We start from the raw sequence: 20,251 nt of genomic DNA, 5'->3' as shown, positions 1-20,251 counted from the left end.
GGTGCCGGCTGACGTCATTGTCAGCCGGCACCATCGACCCGTTAGGGTCTAATGGAATTGGCCTTCTTCGGTGGAACCGACCAGCGCCAGGGTGGAGGCGTTGGGGTTCAGCGTGGTGGAGATGGCATCGAAGTAGCCGGTGCCGACTTCGCGCTGGTGCTTGGTGGCGGTGTAGCCGTCAACCTCGGCAGCGAATTCGCGCTCCTGCAGCTCGACGTAGGCGCTCATGCCGTCCTTCGCGTAGCCCTTGGCCAGATCGAACATCGAGTGGTTCAGTGCGTGGAAGCCGGCCAGGGTGATGAACTGGAAGCTGAAGCCCATGGCACCGAGCTCGCGCTGGAACTTTGCGATGGTTGCGTCGTCCAGGTGCTTCTTCCAGTTGAAGGAAGGGGAGCAGTTGTACGAGAGCATCTGGTCCGGGAAGTCCTTCTTGACTGCCTCGGCGAACTTGCGAGCCAGCTCCAGGTCCGGGGTGCCGGTCTCCATCCAGATCAGATCCGAATAAGGAGCGTAGGCCTTGGCACGGGCGATGCATGGCTCGATGCCGTTGCGGACCTTGTAGAAGCCTTCCGGGGTGCGCTCGCCGGTGATGAATTCCTGGTCGCGCTCGTCGACGTCGGAGGTGATCAGGGTTGCCGCCTCGGCGTCGGTGCGGGCGATGACGACGGACGGGGTGCCGGCGACGTCAGCTGCCAGACGTGCTGCGTTCAAGGTGCGGATGTGCTGCTGGGTCGGGATCAGGACCTTGCCGCCCAGGTGGCCGCACTTCTTCTCCGAGGCCAGCTGGTCTTCCCAGTGGACGCCCGAAGCGCCGGCGGTGATCATGGACTTCATCAGCTCGTAGGCGTTCAGCGGGCCGCCGAAGCCGGCCTCGGCGTCTGCGACGATCGGGACCATCCAGTCCTCGACGGTCTGGATGCCTTCGGAGAACTCGATCTGGTCTGCACGCTGCAGCGCGTTGTTGATGCGGCGGACAACCTGCGGAACCGAGTTCGCCGGGTACAGCGACTGGTCCGGGTAGGTCTGGCCCGAGAGGTTTGCATCGGCGGCAACCTGCCAGCCGGAAAGGTAGATGGCTCGCAGGCCGGCCTTGACCTGCTGGACTGCCTGGTTGCCCGTCAGTGCGCCGAGTGCGTTGGTGTAGCCGCCGGTCGGGGTTTCCTCGGTGAGCTGCTTCCAGAGCTTCTCGGAACCGCGCTTGGCCAGGGTGTGCTCTTCCTGGACCCGGCCCTGCAGCTTCACGACGTCTGCAGCGGAGTAATCGCGGGTGACGCCTTCCCATCGAGGGTTGGTTGCCCAGTCATTCTCCAGGGCTGCGACGCGGTTTTCGATGGAATTCTCGTTGGTAGTCATGTTGCTGGCTCCTTCGCACAAGCTCGGTGTTCGTTCGGACCGGTGAACCCTGCGGTTTCGATCCGGTGAACTTCTTCGTGACACCAACTATTCCCTGCCTGCAACCCCTCCAACAGAGGTTTTCCGGAATAAGATTCAACGTTTTTCTCTTCTGTGAAATTTGTTCACTTCTTTCATCGATTGTGATCCAAAGCTCGAAAAATGGTTATTTTCCCACAGAATCACACTGAAGAAGTTCTGAAATTCCTCGAAATTCTGGTGTAGCGGAGGTCACAGGTTAGCTCCCCGGCGTTGCGATCCGATTCTTGGCATGCAGGTGAATTGGGGGTTGCCGGGCGAATCTCATGGAAATTCACCGCGGCTGGCGTTCTGCGCTACTCGTCGCGGCGCGCAAAAGGCGCGAGATTGCCGGGGAAGGCCACGAGGTGCCCTGCGGGGTATCGGGCAAGTTCGAGGCGAGTTCGACGTAGGTGAAAAAGTCGATTTCTTTCAAAACTAGGCTTTTCGGCCGTTGGCACGGCGGTGGGTTGGATACAGGGCGCCTCACGGCGATGCACCGGGGTGCCGGCGCGTGCGTCGGAACACCGGCTCCGCCTGCGGGGGAATGCTGGAGCCGCGCTTGAACGTCCTCAGTCCGGGGTCGCCCGGAGTGCCCCGAGGCAGCCGCTTCCCCTGCTGCCATCGGGCCTGCTGATTGAGGCGGCGTCGGCGCCGCGCGGCCGTGGGGGTGCGCAGGCGCAACGGCTGTGCGGCGATAAATTTTCCGATAATTCGTTAACTTGGTGGCGACAAGGCGGTGATTTAGGGTCATATGCCGAATTTGCTGGAAAAAATACAACTTCTTCCCCTATTCTGAGTGTGTGACTGCTACCACATGGAACCGGGATGCCCGTGCTGACGGAACGGGCGGCGCTGAGGCGAACGACGAGCTAGACGTCATCGCGCTGGGACGACGCATCCGCTACCTCCGCAAGGAGAAAGGCCTGACGCTTGACGATGTCAGTGCGTTGGTCGAAACTGCGCCAAGCCATCTGTCTCTCGTGGAGAACGGCAAGCGCGAACCGAAGTTGTCGCTGCTGAAATCCCTGGCTTCCGCACTGGGCGTGAGCGTGGACGACCTGCTCGGGGCTGAGCCGCCGTCGCGACGGGCTGCGTTGGAAATCGCATTGGAACGTGCGCAGCGCGGACCGCTTTACGCATCCCTGGGTCTGCCGAAGGTCAGGATTTCCAGCCGCTTGTCCATGGATGTGCTTGAATCGTTGGTCGGACTGCAGCGCGAATTGGAGCACCGCCTCGACGAACAGGCGGCCACTCCGGAGGAAGCCCGCCGGGCCAATACGCAATTGCGCGAAGAAATGCGCCAGCGCAACAACTACTACAAGGAGATCGAGCAGGAAGCAGGGCGGATCCTGAAAGCCGCCGGGCACAGCGGCGGCCCGCTGTCGCACCACCGTGCCGCGGACATTGCCGAATACCTGGGATTCAGCCTGCGGTATGTCAGCAACCTTCCCCATTCGACCCGTTCGGTCACCGACCTGAAGAACCGCCGGATCTACCTCACCCAAGCCTCCCGCGTGGACCACGATCCGCGGTCGGTGCTGCTGCAGGCCTTGGGCCACTACGTGCTGGGGCACCAGACGCCGGTGGACTATGCGGATTTCCTCTCGCAGCGCGTGGCGACCAACTACTTTGCCGCGGCGCTGATGATGCCGGAAAAGGAGACCACCGATTTTCTTCAGCGGGCCAAGAAAAACAGGGAGATTGCCGTGGAGGACATCCGCGACGCATTCGCGGTTTCCTATGAGTCGGCCGCCCACCGCTTTACCAATTTGGCGACGGAGCACCTGGGGCTTACCTGCCACTTCCAGAAGGTCCACGAGTCCGGGATCCTGCATAAGGCATATGAAAACGACGGGGTGAACTTCCCGGCCGACCATACCGGCGCCATTGAGGGGCAGACTATCTGCCGCTATTGGACCAGCCGTGTGGTGTTCGACGTGGCGGACAAGTTCCGCTCCTTTGAACAGTTCACTGACACGATCAACGGCACCTACTGGTGCACGGCTCGTACGGAGCGCCATTCCTCGGGGATGTATTCCTTGTCCATCGGCGTGCCTTTCGAGCATGTGAAATGGTTCCGCGGACGCGACACCAAGGAACGCTGCCAGTCCAAGTGTCCGGATGAAAACTGCTGCCGCCGTCCGCCGGCGGAGCTGTCTTCCATGTGGTTCGGCAATGCCTGGCCTGCGACGCGCGCGAATACGCACCTGCTCGCGGCCATGCCAACCGGCGCGTTCCCCGGGGTGGACGAAACCGAAGTCTACAGGTTCTTGGAAGAGCAGGCCTGAACCGGGTCGTGCGATTTCTGTCCGGCAAATGCCGCCGGAACGGCTGGGCTGCCGCATGCCCGCGATCCGTTCGATCGAACAAGGGATGATGCCCGGTGGCTGGATTTCCGCTGCCGGTCCACCGCCGCACTGCTGGCGCATCGAGTCGGACCCCGAACGATTTGCCTGAGTCTCGGCTAGCTGGGACTCGGGGCCGGGTGACGCGTGAGCGCCGCCGGGTATCCGGCTAGGAAACGCAACTCAGCAGTAATCTGCCGAATCGATTGCGACCCGTCAACGATGCTCCAGCCGTTGTCCTTGGCCAGCCGCAGATATTCGAGCCTGCTGGACTGCAGGTATTCCAAGGTCTCGAAGTCGTCCTCGCGCGAGGCGATGCGGTTGTAGGCGACCTTCTCCTCGACATCCAGCACCACTACCAGCGACCGCTCTACCGACTTGTGGGCCAGCCACGGCATGAGCAGGCCCAGCGGCTGGCCGCGCACCCTGCGAAGGACCAGTTGGCAGTACAGGTGCCGGTCCATGACGGTCAGGCCATTCAAGCTGCGTGCCCGCAACGAGTTGACTGCCACATTGGCCGTGCGGATGACCGCCTCGATGAAGTCCTGGGTGAAGGTGGGAAAGTCGAGTCCCCAGGCTCTTGAACGCCGTGTCAGCCAGCGCCGTCCCGAAACGTTTGCCGCGAATCGCGCGGTGAATCCGTCGCGTTCCAGACTGCTGGCCAGCGCCTGGGCGGATGTGGTTTTTCCGGCGCCATCGGTCCCCACGATGACCAGGGTACGTCGAATGCTGCCGGCGAGGATTTCCCGGGAAGCATCCTGCGGTGGAACTGGAACCATGGTTCTCCTTGGGGTGTGCGTTACTGCTTCCAACGACCGGCGGTCGCGTAGCGCTCCGCATTTTTCCTGTGGGTTTCATGTGCGGTTCAGCTCGGCGGTTCCGCGGCTTGCGCATCTCCGCGGATCTGCCTGCGGGTGATTTCAGGGAATCTTCCGCAGTTCCGTCTCATCATGCGACGTGAGGGGCTCCGGGTTGCCGAAGGCATCTCCATGAGTCGCACCACGTTCTTGGTCAACGGTCGCGAATACATCCACCAGGGCGACCCTGCCGTCGTCATCGGCATCGACGGCAGCGAGCCTGCCTACCACGAGGAAGCGATCAAGGCCGGTCGCATGCCTTGGCTCAAAGAGCAGATTGAAGGCCGCGGCACCTCCTGGGGCGCACACTGCGCCATTCCGACGCTCACCAGCCCGAACAACATGTTCATTGCCACAGGTCATCCGCCGGCAGTGCATGGCATCTGCGGCAACTACATCCTGGACCCGTCCACCGGTGAAGAGGTTCTGATCAACGACCCGAAGTTTTAACCGCGATGCCGGGGGCCGCGGATGTCCGCGAAGAGATCTACCGCAACAGCCCTGAGCTGGTCGACATGGTCGCGAACGTGATGTTTACCCGGCGTCCGGACGGTACGCTGCTGCTGGGCGACAGCCATGTGTATGGGAATACGGTGGACCCGTTCCTCGACGAGTGGTGGACAGATCGCCTCGTTGGCGAGATCAGCAAGGTGCTGGGGGCTCCGCTGCAGATCACCCAGCGTTGGCAGGGAGTGTATGCGAGCAGCGCGCTGACGAGCCTGCTGGTTGAGGAGCCGGACGAGCAGACCCGCGTGGTGACGGTTACCTCGGGCATCGGCATGACCATGTCCTTCGGCATCGCCGCCGAGAGCATCGACACCATCTGTCCCGAGAACGCCAGCGCATTCGCCGCCGGCTAAGCGCCTATTGGGCAGGCAGGAGCCCGTGGCACTGCCGGACGGAACCTAGCTCCGATGGCCCAGGACGGAGCGGATGAAGCGAGCCGTTGCCTCGGCAAGGCCCGCGCCATCCTGCTCCGGGGTGCGCCCCGAGCGGGGCACCTTGAACGAGTGGTCTCCGCCTTCGAACCAGACCAGTTCGGTCTTCTCGTTCAGCCTGGATGCCACATCCGCCATGATCTGCGGATTGGCGAAGGGATCGCGGGTGCCTTCGAGGAAAAGCATCGGAACCTGCAACGCGTACAGGTGCTCGTCGCGCAGTTTCTCGTCTTTCTTCGGCGCATGCAGCGGGTAGCCGAGGAAGACCAGGCCCGCAGCGTCCATTCCCTCGGATACGGCCACGGATGCCATGCGTCCGCCGAAGGATTTGCCGGCGGCGAAAATGGGAAGATCGCCGGCGAGGTTCTCCGCGGCCCAATTGCGCACGTGATTCCAAGCAGAGACAGCCGTCGGCGCCTTGTCCGGGAACTTCTTGCCGGCATCCATGTACGGGAAGTTGAACCGCAAGACACTGCAGCCCAATGCTGCGACCGCCTGCGCGTACCCTGACATGAACGGATGGTCCTTGCCTGCGCCCGAGCCATGGGCCAGGAGCACCAGTGCGGCAGGGTGGTCGGCAGCGTCCAGCAGGGCGCTGAGCGCGACGGATTCGACGGGAATTGAAAGCTCTAAGCTCATGGAACCAGCGTAGACGGCTCAGCCCGCCGCGTTAGCCGCCACCAGTTCCGCCTTGCGGAGCAAGGGGTGCTTGGCAAGTTCCTCGGCCAGCGCGTCCATGATCGCCCGCGCGGAATCGCCGTTGAAGACGAACACCGGTCCGTCGAAGCGGAAATAGACATCCTCGTGCCAGCCGATGGTGCCGTCGCCCAGCGCGCGGTGCAACGCCAGCACGGTGGCCTCCAGGTCCGCATCGGATTCCTCGGCCAGCCGGGTGCGCAGCAATACGTATTCGCTGGTGCCCAGGGCGGTGCGCTCGCCGTCCACTTCCATCCATGAACCGCGGGCCAGCCCGTTGGCCATCAGCCAGCTGCTGAAGGCGGCGACCAGCTTTTTCACATCCGGGCAGGAGACCTCGAACTGCACATCGCTGGAGAGCGGTTCCTCATGGTCCGAGATCGCGGTGCCCGAAGCGACCACGCGCGCGGTGCACTGCGGCCTGGCGGTGGCCACCTCCAGCAGGGCCTGTTCCTGCTGCTGGCGCAGGCGGACGGTCATCGGCTGCGCGAAATGCACATCGATGCGGTGGCTTGCCGGCTCCGCGGACTTCTTGGAGAAAAGACCCATGGAACTAGTCCCCGTGGGGATCCGACAAGCAGAAGACAATGCCGAACGGGTCGCGCAGTACGCTCCACCCGAAGTCAGGGTCGTCCGTGTGCTCCTCGACCAGGGTGGCTCCGGCCGCCAGCAGCTCAGCGACTTCCTTGGCCCGGTCGGTTTTGGCTTCAAGATCCAGGTGAACCCGGTTCTTGCCGGGGGTCACCTCGTCGACCTGCTGGAATCCAATCCTGGCCGGGAAGCCCGGAACCGAGATCATGGTGAAGCCCGGATACTGCCCCGCGTATTCGCCGTGCAGCACCAGCCGCCACCATGCGGACGCGGCCTGCTCGTCCAGGGTATCGAGAGTGATCATGCCGATGTTCGCCATGAGTACCAACCTACCGGGAGGTGCGGTTCTTGGGTAGGGCAGCGCACCGGCAATTCTCCGGGTGGACAAAAGGCGGCCTGCGGGACCCTTGCTGGTTCCCGCAGGCCGCCCCGGGCGGCTGCTGGCGCGGAGGCTAGCTGCCGAAGAAGTCCATGACCTTTTCCTCGGCCGCCGGCGGAGCCTGAGGCGCAACCTGCTTGGCGACCTTCAGCTTGCCGTCGGCGTAGTCCACGGCGATGGTGTCGCCGGCGGCGACCGCGTCGTTGATCAGCAGGTCGGCAATCGCGTCCTGCACCTTGCGCTGCACCAAGCGGCGCAGCGGGCGGGCGCCGAACTCCGGATCGTAGCCCTCGTCGGCAAGCCAAGCCACCGCGGCGTCGCTGACATCCAGCGAGAGCTCCTGGTCGGCCAGGCGCTCGCCGGTTTCGGCCAACACCAGCTTGACGATCTGGCCGATCTCCGACTGGCTCAGCTTGCTGAACAGCAGCACCTCGTCCAGCCGGTTCAGGAACTCGGGGCGCATGAATTCGCGCACCTTGCCCATCACCTTGGCGCGGATCTCTCCGGCCTCGCTGGCCGCGTTGGCGGAGGTGAAACCGAAGTTGCCGGCCTTGTTGGCCAGGTACTCGCCGCCCAGGTTGCTGGTCATCAGGATCAGCGTGTTGGAGAAGTCCACGGTGCGTCCGGCCGAGTCGGTCAGCCGGCCGTCATCGAGCACCTGCAACAGCACGTTGAACACGTCCGGGTGGGCCTTCTCGATTTCGTCGAGCAGGATCACCGAGTACGGGTTGCGGCGCACCTTCTCGGTCAGCTGGCCCGGCTGGTCGTGGCCGATGTAGCCCGGAGGGGCGCCGATCAGGCGCGCGACGGTGTGCTTCTCGCCGTATTCGCTCATGTCCACGCGGATCATCGCGTCGGCCGAGCCGAACAGGTTGGTGGCCAGTGCCTTGGCCAGCTCGGTCTTGCCCACCCCGGTCGGGCCGAGGAACAGGAACGAGCCGATGGGGCGCTGGGCGGGGGACAAGCCGGTGCGGTTGCGGCGCACGGCGCGGGCCACCGCGGCCACGGCTTCGGACTGGCCGATCACCGAGGCGTGCAGCGACTCTTCCAGCACGGACAGGCGGGCCTTGTCGTCCCCGGAGATCCGCGAGGTCGGGATGCCGGTGGAGCGGGCGATGACCTCGGAGATCTGGGCTTCGTCCACCACGCGGGTGATGCCGGCGTCGCCGGCCTCCTCCGCGGCGGCGATGCGTTCGGTCAGCGCGGTGATGTGGTCGCGCCAGGCGCTGGCGTCCTCGAAGCGCTCCTCGCCGACGGCCCGGGCCTTGTCGCGCTCGGCGTCGACCAGCTCGGAGCGCAGCCCCTGGACGTCCTCGGTGTCGCCGGCCGCGATGGAACGGCGGGCACCGGCGATGTCGATCAGGTCGATCGCCTTGTCCGGCAGGCGACGGTCGGTCAGGTAGCGGGCCGACAGGCTCACCGCGGCCTTCAGCGCCTCGGGGGTGTACTGCACCTGATGGTGGTCCTCGTAGGATTCGCGCAGGCCCTCGAGAATTGCCAGCGCGACCTCCTGCGAGGGCTCCTCCACGGTGACCTTGCCGAAGCGGCGGGCCAGCGCGGAGTCCTTCTCCACCTTGCGGAACTCGTCCAGCGTGGTGGCACCGATCAGGTGCAGTTCGCCGCGCGCCAGACGCGGCTTGAGGATGTTGGCTGCGTCCATGTTGCCGGACTCGCCCGAGCCGGCGCCGACCAGCAGGTGCATCTCGTCGATGAACACGATGGCCTGGCCCTCGGCATCGGCGACCTCTTCCAGCAGGCCGGTCAGGCGCTGCTCGAAGTCGCCGCGGTAGCGGGTGCCGGCGAGCATGCCGGGCAGGTCGATGGAGATCAGCTGGGCGCCGCGGATCTGCTCGGGGACCTCGTCGGCCACGATGGCACGGGCCAGCCCCTCGGCGATGGCGGTCTTGCCCACGCCGGCTTCGCCGATGAGCACCGGATTGTTCTTGGTGCGGCGGGCCAGGATCTCGATGACCTGGGCCAGCTCCTCCTCGCGGCCGATGACCGGGTCGATCTGGCCGTCGGCGGCCAACGCGGTCAGGTCGGTGCCGTAGCGCTCCAGCATGGAGACCTCGGACTCCTCGGAATCCTGGTTTTGCCCGGACTGGGCGCGCTGGACCTGTTCCAGGGCTGCCTGCTGCAACGACTGGCCGGTGATCCCGTGCTGGGCCAGCAAGTTGCTGACCGGCGATTCCGGGTTGAAGACGAACGCAAGGAACAGGTGGTCTGGGTCGATGTAGGTCGAACCGTAGTTGCGGGCTACCTGGTAGGCGTCGAAGAGGCTGCGCTGGGCGGCCGAGGAAAGTCGCGTCGGCTTCTCCTGCTGCTCCTGGCGCTGCGGCAGGTGGGCGATGGCGTCCTTGGCCAGGGACTCGATGTCCGTGCCCATGGTTTCGAGGTGCGACCGGATTGGTTCGGTGCGCAGCAGCGCTATGAGAAGGTGGAGCGAATCGATTTCGTCGTGGCCGTGCTCATGCGAAATCGACGCGGCGGTGGTGACTGCCTCATGGGTGCGTGCAGAAAGCAGGCGGGTGATATCGATCGGCCGGGCAGCCTGGGCGCGCGAGGAAAGGAACCGGGAGAGGAATTCCTCGAACGAGCCGTTGTCGGGAGAGCCGAAGAATGCTGGCAAGTGAGCCTCCTAGTAGAAACTTGAGCGGTCTATGCTCATGTTCAACGTAATTTAAGCAGATCTATTCCCGATACCCTCCGGAAACGTTCGCGAGGAGGCCCAGCTCACCTTGGGCGAAGCCGACTACTGGTCGCGTGGAATCTCGATGAGGCCCATGCGCGTGGCCGTTACCAGCGCCTGGACACGGTCGCGCACTTCGAGCTTGGAAAAGATTTTGGCCATATGCGTTTTTACGGTGGCTTCTGAAATTTTCAATTTTCGGCTGATCTCGGTGTTATTAAGACCCTTCGCCAAGAGGTTCAGAATTTCCACCTCACGCGCAGTGAGGCCGAGATCTTCGATCAGATCGCGGACTTCCTGGCTGGTGTCCCGGTACGCCGATTGAATCGCGGAGACGAGGTCCGAAGAAACTGACGGGGAAATAGCTGCGGTGCCATTGTGGACAGCATGTATTGCGCTGATGATCTCTGCCGGTTCAGTGTCTTTAACCAAGTAGCCGCCTGCGCCGGCGGCAAGCACAGGCACGAGGTAGTCGTCGGATGAGAACGCCGTGATGGCAAGGATCGCAGGGCTGTTCCTTGCGGCCTTGATTTCCCGTGTAGCTTCGACTCCGTCCATGATGGGCATCTGCAAATCCATCAAAACAACGTCGACTTCATTGTCCCTGCAGAATTCGACAGCTTTTAATCCGTTATCTACAGATTGAAGCGTTACAATTCTCTGATCCGTTGCTAGGATTGTGCCCAAAGCATTCCGAATAAGGGGCTCGTCATCGACGATGAGCACTTTGATCTGTTCCATCAGTTTCCTTAGAAAGTCACTACAGGCCAGCTCCGGACTGCTCACTCGAACTATATAAGAATACTCAAACATGGGGTGTGTTATGAAGGCACTGAAGATGCTCGCAGTTGCGGCACTAGTACTCGCGCCGGTTACTGCAGTTGCGGCTCCGGCATCCGCTGCTACCGCTGGTAGCCAGGTGATCTCGAAGGGTGGCGCTGTTGCTACCCCGGCTGGTTGGGGCACCGACCTGTCGAACTGGTTCTGCAAGAACTACGGCATCTCCTGCTAGCAAGTTCGTCCGCTTGACTTCACGGCTTGCCCGGTGAAGTATTCGGCGTATGATTGCACGGCTTAAAGGCACCCTGACCAAGCAGTTTGCTGGTCGGGGTGTCATTATTTGGGGTGGTATGGCCATATTATTGGCCATATCAGCCAGCGAAATTGTTACGATCCTGCAGGACGGTTTCATTGAGTCCTCCGAGAAATCGATTCGGGGTGCGTTAGCAGGCATCGTTCTATGTGTTGCACTTATCGTCGGGCGCCGCTGGGTGGGTGCGTCGCTTGGTATTTATATTGCGTCTGCCTTCTTCTTTTTTGGGAACGGCCAGCTGCTTTTTTGGATGGTGTTTTCGGTTGTTATTTTTTCGGCCCTCGCTGCGACTGCCTTGTCGAGACACGTCCGGGTCTGGTATCTGACTTTTCTTACTGGTTGGATGATCCAGTTCATCTTCAGAGCTGGCGACGATTCGATACTAATCCTGTTTCTTGCCCCGTTGTCGGCATTGTCCTACGCGCTAACTCGCAGTATTTTTCTGTTGCGTGAACGAAACGCGAAGGCCGTCAAGGAAATGGAAGAAGCAGACGCGCGTTCACGTCAGGCGATTGAGGCGGAACGTAAGAATATCGCTCGCGATCTCCACGACATCGTGGCCCATGACATCACTGTGGTCGCCATGCAATCCAAGGCCGCTAAATTCGCCAACGATGGCCAAATGGCTCTGGATGCCATTGATGTGATCGCGAAACTCAGTACGGAAACGCTTCATGACTTGCGCCTGATGCTCAACGTCCTGCGCACCGATGGAACCATGGCAGATCCGGCCGTGGGTGCTACCGACAAGCCCGCCGCAACCACAGTTTATGCGGTCCAGGGTGTTGAACTATTTTCCCAGCGACTTCGTGAGGCAAATTTTGTTGTGTCCTCGCACACCGAAGAAAAAATTTCTGACCTCCCTCGCTCGGCGCAGACTGCGCTGTATCGAGTCATGCAGGAGGCGACGACCAACGTCATTAAGCACGCCTTGCCGGGTGGCGAATGCTCGATCTCACTGACAGCTCACGGCAAGGAAGCAAGACTCAAAATCACTAATCAGGTTGCGGATTCGACCATTGGCAAGCACTCCTTGCCACTAGGGGGCAGCGGACTCATTGGTATGGAGGATCGCATGAAGGCATTTGGTGGCAAGTTCAAAGCTTCGGAGCATAATGGTCACTGGATTTTGACCGCCAGTATCCCGTTCTAGGGCTACCCTCCTACTAAAGTATGATTTCGCAATTCTTGCAGACGCGATAAATTATAGATGTATCGGTGAAGACCGATCACCGGTTAGGTACTTGGTGGTGTTTTGCGAGTGGCACCACGAAGGACCAAGGGTGATTAGAAGGTACGTTGCGTTACTGAGCGGACGATCTTTCATCGGCGTTGTGCCCCCATCGCACGCCGTTGTTCGCAAGTGACGCAACGTACCTTTTATAATCTAAGGCTTATGCGCATTCTAGTGACAGTGTTCACAAAGCGGCAAGGGCTACGCGGAATCTTTGTATTCTATTTTCCAAGGATCCATGTACACCGTGAAAGCGAGCCCCATGACCATTCAAGCTGATTCCAGCATCTACGAAGCACTTTCCATTGATCCGGCTGCTGCCGATCAGCTTTTCTTTGAGGCGCGCAGCGCAAATTCATTCAGCGAAGAGCCGGTATCAGACGAAGCTCTCGATGCCATCTACGATGCGATGAAGATGGGCCCGACGCTGATGAACAACCAGCCGCTTCGCATTACCTGGGTTAAGTCGGACGAGGCGCGAAAGTCCATCGCCGGCACCATGTCGGGACCAAATGCGCAGAAGGCCCTGTCCGCTCCTGCGCTGGCTGTGTTGTCCTTCGACACCGAGTGGCACGAGGAATTCCCGAACTTCTTCCCGCATGCTCCCGAGCGCAAGGCCATGTTCGAAAATTCCGACGTGCGCACCGCAGTGGGAAACAACAATGCTTGGCTCCAGGCCGGATACTTCATCATGGCCGTGCGTGCGGTCGGCTTGGCTGCGGGCCCTATGGGCGGTTTCGACAAGGCTGCCGTGGACCAGATCATCAACGCGGACAACAACCACAAGTCCTTCCTTGTCGTGAATGTCGGCAAGCCGGGCGAGAACCCCTGGTTCGACCGCCTGCCGCGCCACGCAAGTGAGCTGGCGACCCGCAGCATCTAACGGATGGCCTGGCTAAAGAAGTAAAGGCATGGGGAGCGCGACGCATGCGTCGCGCTCCCCATGCCTTTAATTTTCCTGCCGAAGGGCCCTATTGGGCCTTGCCGCCCTCGGAACTTTCGGAATCCTGACCGCCGTCAAGCACATGGTCGGAAACCTTGGAGAGCGCACGTTCCAGGGCGGAACGCAGGACAACTGGCACGGTGATCTCGTCTTCGATAACCACTAGGCCTTCACGCTGGAAGTTGCGCAGCAGGCTCTCGACCTGCGGGATGACAACCTCAAGGCTCGGGATCAGGTGGTGCTGTTCTTCCGGCAGGTCGTCGGTGGTTGGGACCTGCAGCGCGAATTCCGTCCGTGGAGGCGTGCTGGATGCTGCGTTGCTCAGCACGCCGGCAGTCATTTCCGCAATGGTCGACTGCCCCGGGGTCTCCAACGTATTGATCAGCACGTGGGAGAACAGGACTTCCGCGACGAGTTCCTTGACCAGACGTGAGCCGGGACCGGTCGAGCCGAGCAGCGCCTGGGCCAAGGACTCGGTAGGCATGGCGTTCGGCGCCTGGTAGCGCAGCATGGCGGTGCCGATCAGCGCGTCCCAATAGGCCGAAAGGCGCGGGACCTCGGCGAGGCTGGAGACGGTAGTGCCGTCTTCCGGCTCCCAGAGAACTGATCCGGCCGTCGCCGGTTCTGCGGCCTCGTCGACGGTGAGCATCAGACCCAGCACGGACGCCGCATCCTGCAGAGTCTGGCCGGTCAGCACACCGGATGGAGAGGTGGGTTTGCCTTCGCCGACCCAGCTGACCAGCTCGCGAGCAGCATAGACGAACGGCATGGATTCCAGTGCGGCATTTGCCTCGTCGTCTTCGAGGAACGGCGCAATGATCGGGGAATCGCCAGCCATGCGTGAGAGGAACTCGAAGGTCTGCTTGAAGTCATCCACGCTGCCGCCGAAGTTGGCGGTGGTGCCCAGGAACGTCAGATAGTGCTTGAGGATCGCGGCGCTGGCCTCGGCAACTTCCTTGCCCAGCGACGACAGATGGCCCAACTGCTCGCCGAGAACTTCCGGGTCAAGCGTCTTCACGTCCACGGACTTGCGCAACTGGGCGTGCACGGTCAACAACGTGGTCAGCCCTTCCAGTGCTGCGCGCGTTTCGCTGGCAGGGCGGCCCTCTTCCTGGAAATGGCGGAAGAGCTGGGACTTGAGAGGCTGCAGATCCTGTCGAACCTCGGATTCGAAGGGAACCGAGCTTGCTCCTTCGCGGCGGGCTGGGTGACCCTGCGACTGCTTTTTCTTGGCTGGTTTGCGTGATGCCATAGGTTTGCTGAATTTCCTTAGCTTGGCAGGAAAGATGATTCCACTCCAGTCTACGCAGGCAAAGAAATCCTCGACTCCCAACCGCTCCAATCAGTGGTGCGCCGGGGCGAATCTGCCCATTGGGGCGTAATTGACCGAAATAAATACGGTGTTCAACCAACTCCTCCGCATAAAACGCAGATCACAAGGTGGTGTGTCCGTGCTCACCGTGGATTCCCCAGACCTCGTTGATTTTCGCCTGGTTTCACGCGAAAGTGAGTTGCGACGGCCCCGTGTGGAGGGGCTCTGAAAACCATAGGAGTGTGGATCATGGCTGCAGCAGTTCCTGATCATGTAGTAGTTGCCGGTGCAGGTTTCGTTGGTCTGTCGACCGCTTGGTACCTGCAGGAAGCTGGCGTCAAGGTCACCGTCGTGGACCGCGGCGGCGTGGCCTCCGGCTCATCGTGGGGCAATGCCGGCTGGCTGACTCCGGCGCTGACCCTGCCGATTGCCGAACCGTCGGTGTTCTCCAACGGCCTGAAGATGATGCTGGACCCGGCCTCGCCGCTCTACATTCCGTTGAAGGCCGATGGGAAGCTGCTGCGCTTCCTGCTCGGCTTCGCCTGGCACTCGACCCCGAAGAAGTGGGAAGAAGCCATGCGCATCTTCTCCGAGGTGGGCCACACTGGCCTGGACGCCTTCGACGAGATCGCCGAAGACACCTCCGCCGGGCCGGGCACCCGCGAGCTGACCAAGCCGGCCGACCCGTTCCTGACCGGCTTCGTCTCGATGAAGGACCGCGACGCGCTGCTGCATGAGTTCGAGATGATCCACAAGACCGGAGGGCACGTCGACTTCGACCTGCTGTCCGGCGACCAGCTGCGCGGCATCGAACCGACCCTGTCGGACAACGTTGCCGCAGGCATCGCCATCAAGGGCCAGCGCTACCTGAACCCGCCGAAGTTCATGGATTCGCTGGCAGAGTCCGTCATCGCCCGCGGCGGCGACATCATCGGCGCCTTCAACGTGACCGACGTGCGCGACAACGGCGGCTCCGTTACCGTGATCGGTTCCGAGGGCCGCGCCATCACCGCAGACCACGTGGTGCTGGCAACCGGCGCGTGGATGACCGATCTGGCCGCCAAGTTCGGCGTCAAGGTGGTTGTCCAGGCAGGCCGCGGCTACTCGTTCACCGTCGAGCCGGAGCACATGCCGACCCACCCGATCTACTTCCCGTCCCAGCGCGTGGCCTGCACCCCGCTCGGCGACCGCTTCCGCGTGGCCGGCACCATGGAATTCCGCGACGTCAACCACAAGCTGGAGCCGAAGCGCATCGAGGCCATCGTTGCCGCGGCCGCCCCGGTCTACAAGGGCATCAACTGGGAGAACCGCAAGGAAGAGTGGGTTGGCGGCCGTCCGTGCACCGCCGACGGCCTGCCGCTGGTTGGCCAGACCTCCTCCTCTCGCGTCTCGGTAGGCGGCGGCCACGGCATGTGGGGCGTCGCCCTGGGCCCGCTGACCGGCAAGATCCTGGCTGCCCAGATCACCGGACAGGCCGCACCGGCCATTGCCCGCCACTTCAACCCGCTGCGCAAGGGTTTCTAGCCCGTTTCGGTCCACACCCGGAACGTGAAAAGGCGGACCGGCCTGAACGCACCCCTTGGGGGCGTCCAGGCCGGTCCGTTCACGTTTAACCGCTGCTCAGGGGTGGCGCGTGGATTCCCCGGCCAGCACCGATCGGTAGCCTTCGCGGTATCCGGGGAACGCCAGCGTGAAGCCGGTGGATAGCAGCTTGGAGTTCGCGATCCTGCGGTCCGCGGCGCGCCGGACGGAGGGTTCGGTGGCGGCTGGGGGAGTCGGCAGATCCAATTCCCCGGCCAGGAACGTGAAAACCTCCTCCAGCTGCGCCGGCTCGTTGTCGGTCACCAGATACAGCTGTTCGGCGAGGTCGCCCAGGCCCGCCACGTGGACGATGGCCCCGGCCAGGTCGTCGCGGTGGATGCGGTTGGTCCAGTGGGACCCGAAGGGCAGCTGCGCGGTGCCGTTGCGCACCTGCGTGATCAGGTGGTTGCGCCCCGGGCCGTAGATCCCCGAGGCGCGCAGCACCGTCACCGGCAGCCCGGATTCAACCAGCACCTGCTCGGTGCGGGCCAGCACCACCGAGGTTTCGCGGTTGGGCTCGGCGGGCGTGGACTCGTCCACCCAGTCGCCGTTCTCTCCGCCGGAAACCGCCGTGGAGGAGACGTAGATGATGCGCTGGAGTTCCGGGGCCTGCTCCTTGAGCGCTGCGACCAGCTTGCGAGCCACCTGCAGGTAGGCGCGCTCGTAGCCCGGCACGTCGCGGCTGGACGGCACCGGGGTGAGCACCGCAATCCGGGTTTCCGGGTCGATCCGCGGCCACGGGCCCTCTGCTTGCAGGTCGACGTCCTGGCGGTGCAGCGTCTCGGGCAGTTTGGAGCTGTTCCGGCGCCATCCTGTCACCTCGTGGCCCAGGGCGGCGAAGCGCAGTCCGGCCTCGGTGGCCACGTCTCCGCAGCTGATCAGCAGAATTTTCACGGTACTCCTTGGCTGGAAGGGTGCGGGCTCCGGAAGGCCGCGCACTTCCAGCGTAGGCGCAGCGCAGTGGCCGAGCCACTCCGGGCTTCACACAGGGTCGTCGGCAGGGCTCCGGCCAAACAAGGTACAATTCCAATTGTTCGAAAGTTTATGCGAATAAACTTTCCGTGGGATGGACCGAAGCGGGTGAGATAGCGGTGGCAGATGCAGAACCGTTCGTGCCGGAAGGCGCCAGCCAGGGACCCGTTCAAGCGGTGTCCGCCATGGGTTTCCCTTCGCCTGCCCGCGACTATTTCGACGGCGGATTCGATTTGAACCGACTGCTGGTCAAGGACCGGGTGTCCACTTTCATCATGCGCGTGGGCGGCGGGTCCATGCAGTCCGCCGGAATCTACGACGGCGATGAGATCATCGTGGACCGCTCGATGCCGGTGCGCCACAACTCCGTAGTGGTCCTGACGCTCAACGGCCAGTTGCTGGTACGCCGCTGGCAGATCGACGGACAGCGGGTCGGCCTGCTGTGTGACGAATCCACGCTGCCGGTGCTGCTCGCCGAAGGGGACGACGTGAGCGTCTTCGGAGTGGTCACGAGGTGCCTGCACCATGTCCGGTGACCACGTTGCGCTCGTCGACGTCAACAACTTCTACGTCTCCTGCGAGCGCGTTTTCGACCGTTCGCTGATGAACCGGCCAGTGGTGGTGCTCTCGAACAACGACGGGTGCGTGGTCGCCCGCTCCCAGGAAGCCAAGGACTTGGGCATTGGCACCGGCGAGCCGTTCTTCAAGGTGCAGCGCCACATGCAAAGCCACAACCTCGCAGTGCGTTCGAGCAACTACGAACTCTACGGCGACATTTCAGCTCGGGTCATGGAACTGCTGGGCCGTTTCGGCACCTGGCATGAGGTGTATTCCATTGACGAATCATTTGTGGGACTCGAAGGCAGCCTGGAGCAGGTGCGCACTACCGCCGCGCAGATCCGCTCGTCCATCGACCGCCTGATCGGGGTGCCGGTGTGCGTCGGGGTGTCCTCGACCAAAACGCTGGCCAAGTTCGCCAACCACGTCGCCAAGCACAATGTGAACCTCGGCGGGGTCTGCGTGCAGGAGCTCATGGACCCGGAAGTGCTCGGACGGATCAAGTCACTGGTGCCGGCCACGGATGTCTGGGGCGTCGGGCGCAAGACCGGGGCCAAGCTGGCAGGGATGGGCATCGAATCCATCGCGGATCTCGAAGCGGCCGATCCGCAGCTGATCCGGCGCAAGTTCTCGGTCGTCCTGCAGCGCACGGTGTACGAGCTCAACGGGCGGCGGTGCATCGGCCCTGTCGAGGAACGCAGCGACAAGGGGCAGGTCATGTTCACCCGATCCTTCTCCACCCCGGTGCGCACCCGTGAAGCCATGGAAGAAGTCATGTCCATCTACGCGCAGAAGGCCGCCGCGCGCCTTGCGAAGGAAGGCCGCTACGCCTCGCTGCTCACGGTGATGGCCGGGACCAGCCGCTTCGCCAAGGGCGAGGCATCCTTTCCCAGCACCCAGGTGCGGCTTCCCAAGCCCACCCGCGATCCGATCCTGCTCACGCGCCTCGCGGTGGCGGCCATGAACGGGCTGATGCAGACGGGGGTGGACTACGTCCGCGGCGGCGTCATCCTTTCCGGCCTGGGCGACACACCGGGGGAAGCCCAGCTGGACCTCTTCGGCCAGGGCGGGAACGATCCCCAGGACGAACGGGTGAACGTCTCGGGTGTGGTGCAGGACATTTCGGCGCGATTCGGGGCCAAGGCCATCGGGCTGGGCCGCGCCGGCATCGCGCAGGCCCCGTCCTGGTCGATGAAGCGCGAGCATATCTCCCAGCGCTACACCACCGAGTGGGACGAACTGCCGCTGGTGAGGGCATGACATTCCCGGCCCCCAAGCCAAGTTTCCTCGCAGGATCGAGTGGAAGAATGTTCCCATGACACCTCGTGCACGCCAGCTGGCTTCGCTGGGGATGCTCTCCGTCCTGGCCTTGAGCGGATGCAGCACCACGGTACCCGACAGCCAGGCCCCTTCCTCCAGTGCGTCCGCAACCCCTGCGCCGGCGCCTGGCAGCTCCGCGTCCTCAAGCCCGCAGCAGCCGTCCTCGCCGAGTGAACCTTCACGGAAAACTCCGGTGCCCACCACGCAGGGCGCCCAGCCCTCGGTGCCCGGCGATGGTTCCAGCGTGCGGGACGAAGCCGAAGCCCTGGCTGATGGGATGAGCGTGAAGGAGCAGGCCGCCAGCCTGGTGATGGCGGGTGTTCCGGCCTCCGGCGCCAGCGCGGCGCAGATCGCCGCGCTGCAGGAGCAGGGCATCTCGAATGTCTTCCTGCGAGGGCGCTCGCAGCTTTCGGTTTCGCAAACCGCGGCGCAGGTCCGGAAGATCACCGGCGCCCTGGAGCGGAACGTCCCGGGCAAGCTTCCGGTCTGGGTGGCCACCGACCAGGAAGGCGGCTTCGTCCGCGTCCTGCAGGGGCCCGGGTTCACCGAACTTCCCACCGCAGTGAAACAGGGAGCCTGGTCCCAAGCCACGCTGAAATCCAGGATGTCTGCCGTAGGCGCCGAGCTGGCCGAGGCGGGAATCAACGTGAACCTGGCACCCGTGGCCGATGTGGTTCCTTCCAGCATCGGCACGGCCAACGATCCGATCGGCTACTTCGGCCGCGAGTACGCGAACAACTCCGCAGATGCCGCGCAGGATGTGCTGACGGTCAACCAGGCGCTGGCGGCCGAAGGCGTCCAGCCGGTGGTCAAGCACTTCCCGGGGCTGGGGCGGGTCACGGCGAATACCGACACGTCCCGCTCCGTCGCCGACACCTCGACAGGCTCCGAATCCGAGGAGCTCGCGCCCTTCAAGGAGGCGATCGCGCAGGACCTGTCCTGGGTGATGGTTTCCAACGCCCGCTACACGCAGATCGACCAGAAGAACGACGCGCCGTTTTCCTCCAAGGTGATCACCGGACTGTTGCGCGAAAAGCTGGGATATGAGGGACTGGTCATCTCCGATGACCTGTGCGAGGCGAAACAGGTTTCGAGCGTGGCGGTGGGGCAGCGAGCCGTGCGATTCATTGCGGCCGGCGGCACCGTCCCGCTGTGCGTGAATACCGCCGATGCCGTGACGATGGCCGCCGCGCTGGCCCGCGAAGCCGGGAAAGACAAGCAGTTCGCGGCCCAGGTTCGTGAGGCGGTGGTGAAGGTGCTGGAAGAGAAGCTGGACGGAGAATAGGCCGGCGGCGCGCCGGAGAATCGATTCTTAACAGGCGGCGGCCCG

19 protein-coding genes are annotated in these 20,251 nt (G+C 63.0%); 10 read left to right on the top strand and 9 right to left on the bottom strand.

The window, feature by feature from the left end:
• Window positions 1–48: 48 nt before the first annotated feature.
• Window positions 49–1,353 carry an isocitrate lyase gene (aceA, locus tag IEY43_RS09940; protein WP_188948445.1) on the bottom strand — a complete coding sequence of 435 codons (1,305 nt, stop codon included), beginning with the start codon at window positions 1,351–1,353 and terminating at the stop codon, window positions 49–51.
• A gap of 860 nt (window positions 1,354–2,213) precedes the next feature.
• Here aceA and IEY43_RS09935 point away from each other — a divergent pair.
• On the top strand, window positions 2,214–3,701 hold the full coding sequence (locus tag IEY43_RS09935; protein WP_188948444.1) for a helix-turn-helix transcriptional regulator: 1,488 nt from the start codon (window positions 2,214–2,216) through the stop codon (window positions 3,699–3,701).
• A 176-nt stretch (window positions 3,702–3,877) separates the two neighbouring features.
• On the opposite strand, the gene IEY43_RS09930 is transcribed toward IEY43_RS09935, so the two are convergent.
• Window positions 3,878–4,537 (bottom strand): AAA family ATPase, encoded by a 660-nt coding sequence (locus tag IEY43_RS09930; RefSeq protein WP_188948443.1) that lies wholly within the window; start codon window positions 4,535–4,537, stop codon window positions 3,878–3,880.
• Window positions 4,538–4,747: 210 nt separating this feature from the next.
• On the opposite strand from IEY43_RS09930, the gene IEY43_RS09925 reads away from it, so the two are divergent.
• Window positions 4,748–5,065: an alkaline phosphatase family protein gene (locus IEY43_RS09925; RefSeq protein WP_188948442.1), complete on the top strand. Its 318-nt coding sequence runs from the start codon at window positions 4,748–4,750 to the stop codon at window positions 5,063–5,065.
• A 77-nt stretch (window positions 5,066–5,142) separates the two neighbouring features.
• Entirely contained in the window at window positions 5,143–5,475 is a 333-nt protein-coding gene (locus IEY43_RS09920) for a TIGR03364 family FAD-dependent oxidoreductase (protein WP_188948441.1), read from the top strand.
• Between the two features lie 45 nt (window positions 5,476–5,520).
• Here IEY43_RS09920 and IEY43_RS09915 read toward each other — a convergent pair whose 3' ends face one another.
• The 5 genes from IEY43_RS09915 to IEY43_RS09895 form a co-directional block, all read right to left on the bottom strand.
• The gene (locus IEY43_RS09915; protein WP_188948440.1) at window positions 5,521–6,192 is read right to left on the bottom strand and encodes an alpha/beta hydrolase family protein; all 672 of its coding nucleotides are present in this window, start codon (window positions 6,190–6,192) and stop codon (window positions 5,521–5,523) included.
• 18 nt (window positions 6,193–6,210) lie between these two features.
• Window positions 6,211–6,798 carry a hypothetical protein gene (locus IEY43_RS09910; RefSeq protein ID WP_188948439.1) on the bottom strand — a complete coding sequence of 196 codons (588 nt, stop codon included), beginning with the start codon at window positions 6,796–6,798 and terminating at the stop codon, window positions 6,211–6,213.
• A gap of 4 nt (window positions 6,799–6,802) precedes the next feature.
• Window positions 6,803–7,159 (bottom strand): VOC family protein, encoded by a 357-nt coding sequence (locus tag IEY43_RS09905; RefSeq protein WP_188948438.1) that lies wholly within the window; start codon window positions 7,157–7,159, stop codon window positions 6,803–6,805.
• A gap of 133 nt (window positions 7,160–7,292) precedes the next feature.
• On the bottom strand, window positions 7,293–9,848 hold the full coding sequence (locus IEY43_RS09900) for an ATP-dependent Clp protease ATP-binding subunit (RefSeq protein WP_188948437.1): 2,556 nt from the start codon (window positions 9,846–9,848) through the stop codon (window positions 7,293–7,295).
• A 123-nt stretch (window positions 9,849–9,971) separates the two neighbouring features.
• Entirely contained in the window at window positions 9,972–10,649 is a 678-nt protein-coding gene (locus tag IEY43_RS09895) for a response regulator (protein WP_188948436.1), read from the bottom strand.
• An 82-nt stretch (window positions 10,650–10,731) separates the two neighbouring features.
• Between IEY43_RS09895 and IEY43_RS09890 the strand changes: the two genes are divergently transcribed.
• The 3 genes from IEY43_RS09890 to IEY43_RS09880 all read left to right on the top strand — a co-directional run bounded on the left by IEY43_RS09890 (window position 10,732) and on the right by IEY43_RS09880 (window position 13,118).
• Complete coding sequence (locus tag IEY43_RS09890) at window positions 10,732–10,920, top strand: hypothetical protein (RefSeq protein WP_188948435.1); 189 nt, start codon at window positions 10,732–10,734, stop codon at window positions 10,918–10,920.
• A 49-nt stretch (window positions 10,921–10,969) separates the two neighbouring features.
• Window positions 10,970–12,154 carry a sensor histidine kinase gene (locus tag IEY43_RS09885; protein WP_188948434.1) on the top strand — a complete coding sequence of 395 codons (1,185 nt, stop codon included), beginning with the start codon at window positions 10,970–10,972 and terminating at the stop codon, window positions 12,152–12,154.
• A gap of 319 nt (window positions 12,155–12,473) precedes the next feature.
• Window positions 12,474–13,118 carry a malonic semialdehyde reductase gene (locus IEY43_RS09880; RefSeq protein WP_229777348.1) on the top strand — a complete coding sequence of 215 codons (645 nt, stop codon included), beginning with the start codon at window positions 12,474–12,476 and terminating at the stop codon, window positions 13,116–13,118.
• An 88-nt stretch (window positions 13,119–13,206) separates the two neighbouring features.
• Here IEY43_RS09880 and IEY43_RS09875 read toward each other — a convergent pair whose 3' ends face one another.
• Window positions 13,207–14,430, bottom strand: a complete 1,224-nt coding sequence (locus IEY43_RS09875) for a hypothetical protein (protein WP_188948433.1) — start codon at window positions 14,428–14,430, stop codon at window positions 13,207–13,209.
• Window positions 14,431–14,739: 309 nt separating this feature from the next.
• On the opposite strand from IEY43_RS09875, the gene IEY43_RS09870 reads away from it, so the two are divergent.
• The gene (locus IEY43_RS09870) at window positions 14,740–16,014 is read left to right on the top strand and encodes an NAD(P)/FAD-dependent oxidoreductase (RefSeq protein ID WP_188948432.1); all 1,275 of its coding nucleotides are present in this window, start codon (window positions 14,740–14,742) and stop codon (window positions 16,012–16,014) included.
• Window positions 16,015–16,110: 96 nt separating this feature from the next.
• Here IEY43_RS09870 and IEY43_RS09865 read toward each other — a convergent pair whose 3' ends face one another.
• Window positions 16,111–16,965, bottom strand: coding sequence for an SDR family oxidoreductase (locus tag IEY43_RS09865; RefSeq protein WP_188948431.1), 855 nt, complete (start codon window positions 16,963–16,965; stop codon window positions 16,111–16,113).
• A gap of 197 nt (window positions 16,966–17,162) precedes the next feature.
• On the opposite strand from IEY43_RS09865, the gene IEY43_RS09860 reads away from it, so the two are divergent.
• Genes IEY43_RS09860 through IEY43_RS09850 form a run of 3 tightly spaced genes read left to right on the top strand, consistent with a single transcriptional unit; the run spans window position 17,163 to window position 20,206 of the window.
• Complete coding sequence (locus IEY43_RS09860; protein WP_188948430.1) at window positions 17,163–17,579, top strand: LexA family protein; 417 nt, start codon at window positions 17,163–17,165, stop codon at window positions 17,577–17,579.
• A complete protein-coding gene (locus IEY43_RS09855; RefSeq protein WP_188948429.1) occupies window positions 17,569–18,861 on the top strand; it encodes a Y-family DNA polymerase in 1,293 nt (430 codons plus the stop codon). Before IEY43_RS09860 ends, IEY43_RS09855 begins: the two co-directional genes overlap by 11 nt.
• 55 nt (window positions 18,862–18,916) lie before the next feature.
• Window positions 18,917–20,206 (top strand): glycoside hydrolase family 3 N-terminal domain-containing protein, encoded by a 1,290-nt coding sequence (locus tag IEY43_RS09850; protein ID WP_188948428.1) that lies wholly within the window; start codon window positions 18,917–18,919, stop codon window positions 20,204–20,206.
• The last annotated feature ends 45 nt before the right edge of the window (window positions 20,207–20,251 follow it).

Source organism: Glutamicibacter protophormiae, assembly GCF_014647495.1.
Classification (GTDB): Bacteria; Actinomycetota; Actinomycetes; order Actinomycetales; family Micrococcaceae; genus Glutamicibacter; species Glutamicibacter protophormiae.
The sequence above is the reverse complement of the archived record's forward strand: the minus strand, read 5'-3'. Positions and strand labels throughout refer to the sequence as shown.

What these genes read in the sequence shown, in the direction of transcription:
- IEY43_RS09855 (WP_188948429.1), top strand. Translation starts at nt 17,569, where the DNA reads ATGTCCGGTGACCACGTTGCGCTCGTCGACGTCAACAACTTCTACGTC.
- IEY43_RS09915 (WP_188948440.1), bottom strand. Translation starts at nt 6,192, where the DNA reads ATGAGCTTAGAGCTTTCAATTCCCGTCGAATCCGTCGCGCTCAGCGCC.
- IEY43_RS09870 (WP_188948432.1), top strand. Translation starts at nt 14,740, where the DNA reads ATGGCTGCAGCAGTTCCTGATCATGTAGTAGTTGCCGGTGCAGGTTTC.
- IEY43_RS09930 (WP_188948443.1), bottom strand. Translation starts at nt 4,537, where the DNA reads ATGGTTCCAGTTCCACCGCAGGATGCTTCCCGGGAAATCCTCGCCGGC.
- IEY43_RS09905 (WP_188948438.1), bottom strand. Translation starts at nt 7,159, where the DNA reads ATGGCGAACATCGGCATGATCACTCTCGATACCCTGGACGAGCAGGCC.
- IEY43_RS09885 (WP_188948434.1), top strand. Translation starts at nt 10,970, where the DNA reads ATGATTGCACGGCTTAAAGGCACCCTGACCAAGCAGTTTGCTGGTCGG.
- IEY43_RS09910 (WP_188948439.1), bottom strand. Translation starts at nt 6,798, where the DNA reads ATGGGTCTTTTCTCCAAGAAGTCCGCGGAGCCGGCAAGCCACCGCATC.
- IEY43_RS09850 (WP_188948428.1), top strand. Translation starts at nt 18,917, where the DNA reads ATGACACCTCGTGCACGCCAGCTGGCTTCGCTGGGGATGCTCTCCGTC.
- IEY43_RS09925 (WP_188948442.1), top strand. Translation starts at nt 4,748, where the DNA reads ATGAGTCGCACCACGTTCTTGGTCAACGGTCGCGAATACATCCACCAG.
- IEY43_RS09875 (WP_188948433.1), bottom strand. Translation starts at nt 14,430, where the DNA reads ATGGCATCACGCAAACCAGCCAAGAAAAAGCAGTCGCAGGGTCACCCA.
- IEY43_RS09890 (WP_188948435.1), top strand. Translation starts at nt 10,732, where the DNA reads ATGAAGGCACTGAAGATGCTCGCAGTTGCGGCACTAGTACTCGCGCCG.
- IEY43_RS09880 (WP_229777348.1), top strand. Translation starts at nt 12,474, where the DNA reads ATGTACACCGTGAAAGCGAGCCCCATGACCATTCAAGCTGATTCCAGC.
- IEY43_RS09895 (WP_188948436.1), bottom strand. Translation starts at nt 10,649, where the DNA reads ATGGAACAGATCAAAGTGCTCATCGTCGATGACGAGCCCCTTATTCGG.
- aceA (WP_188948445.1), bottom strand. Translation starts at nt 1,353, where the DNA reads ATGACTACCAACGAGAATTCCATCGAAAACCGCGTCGCAGCCCTGGAG.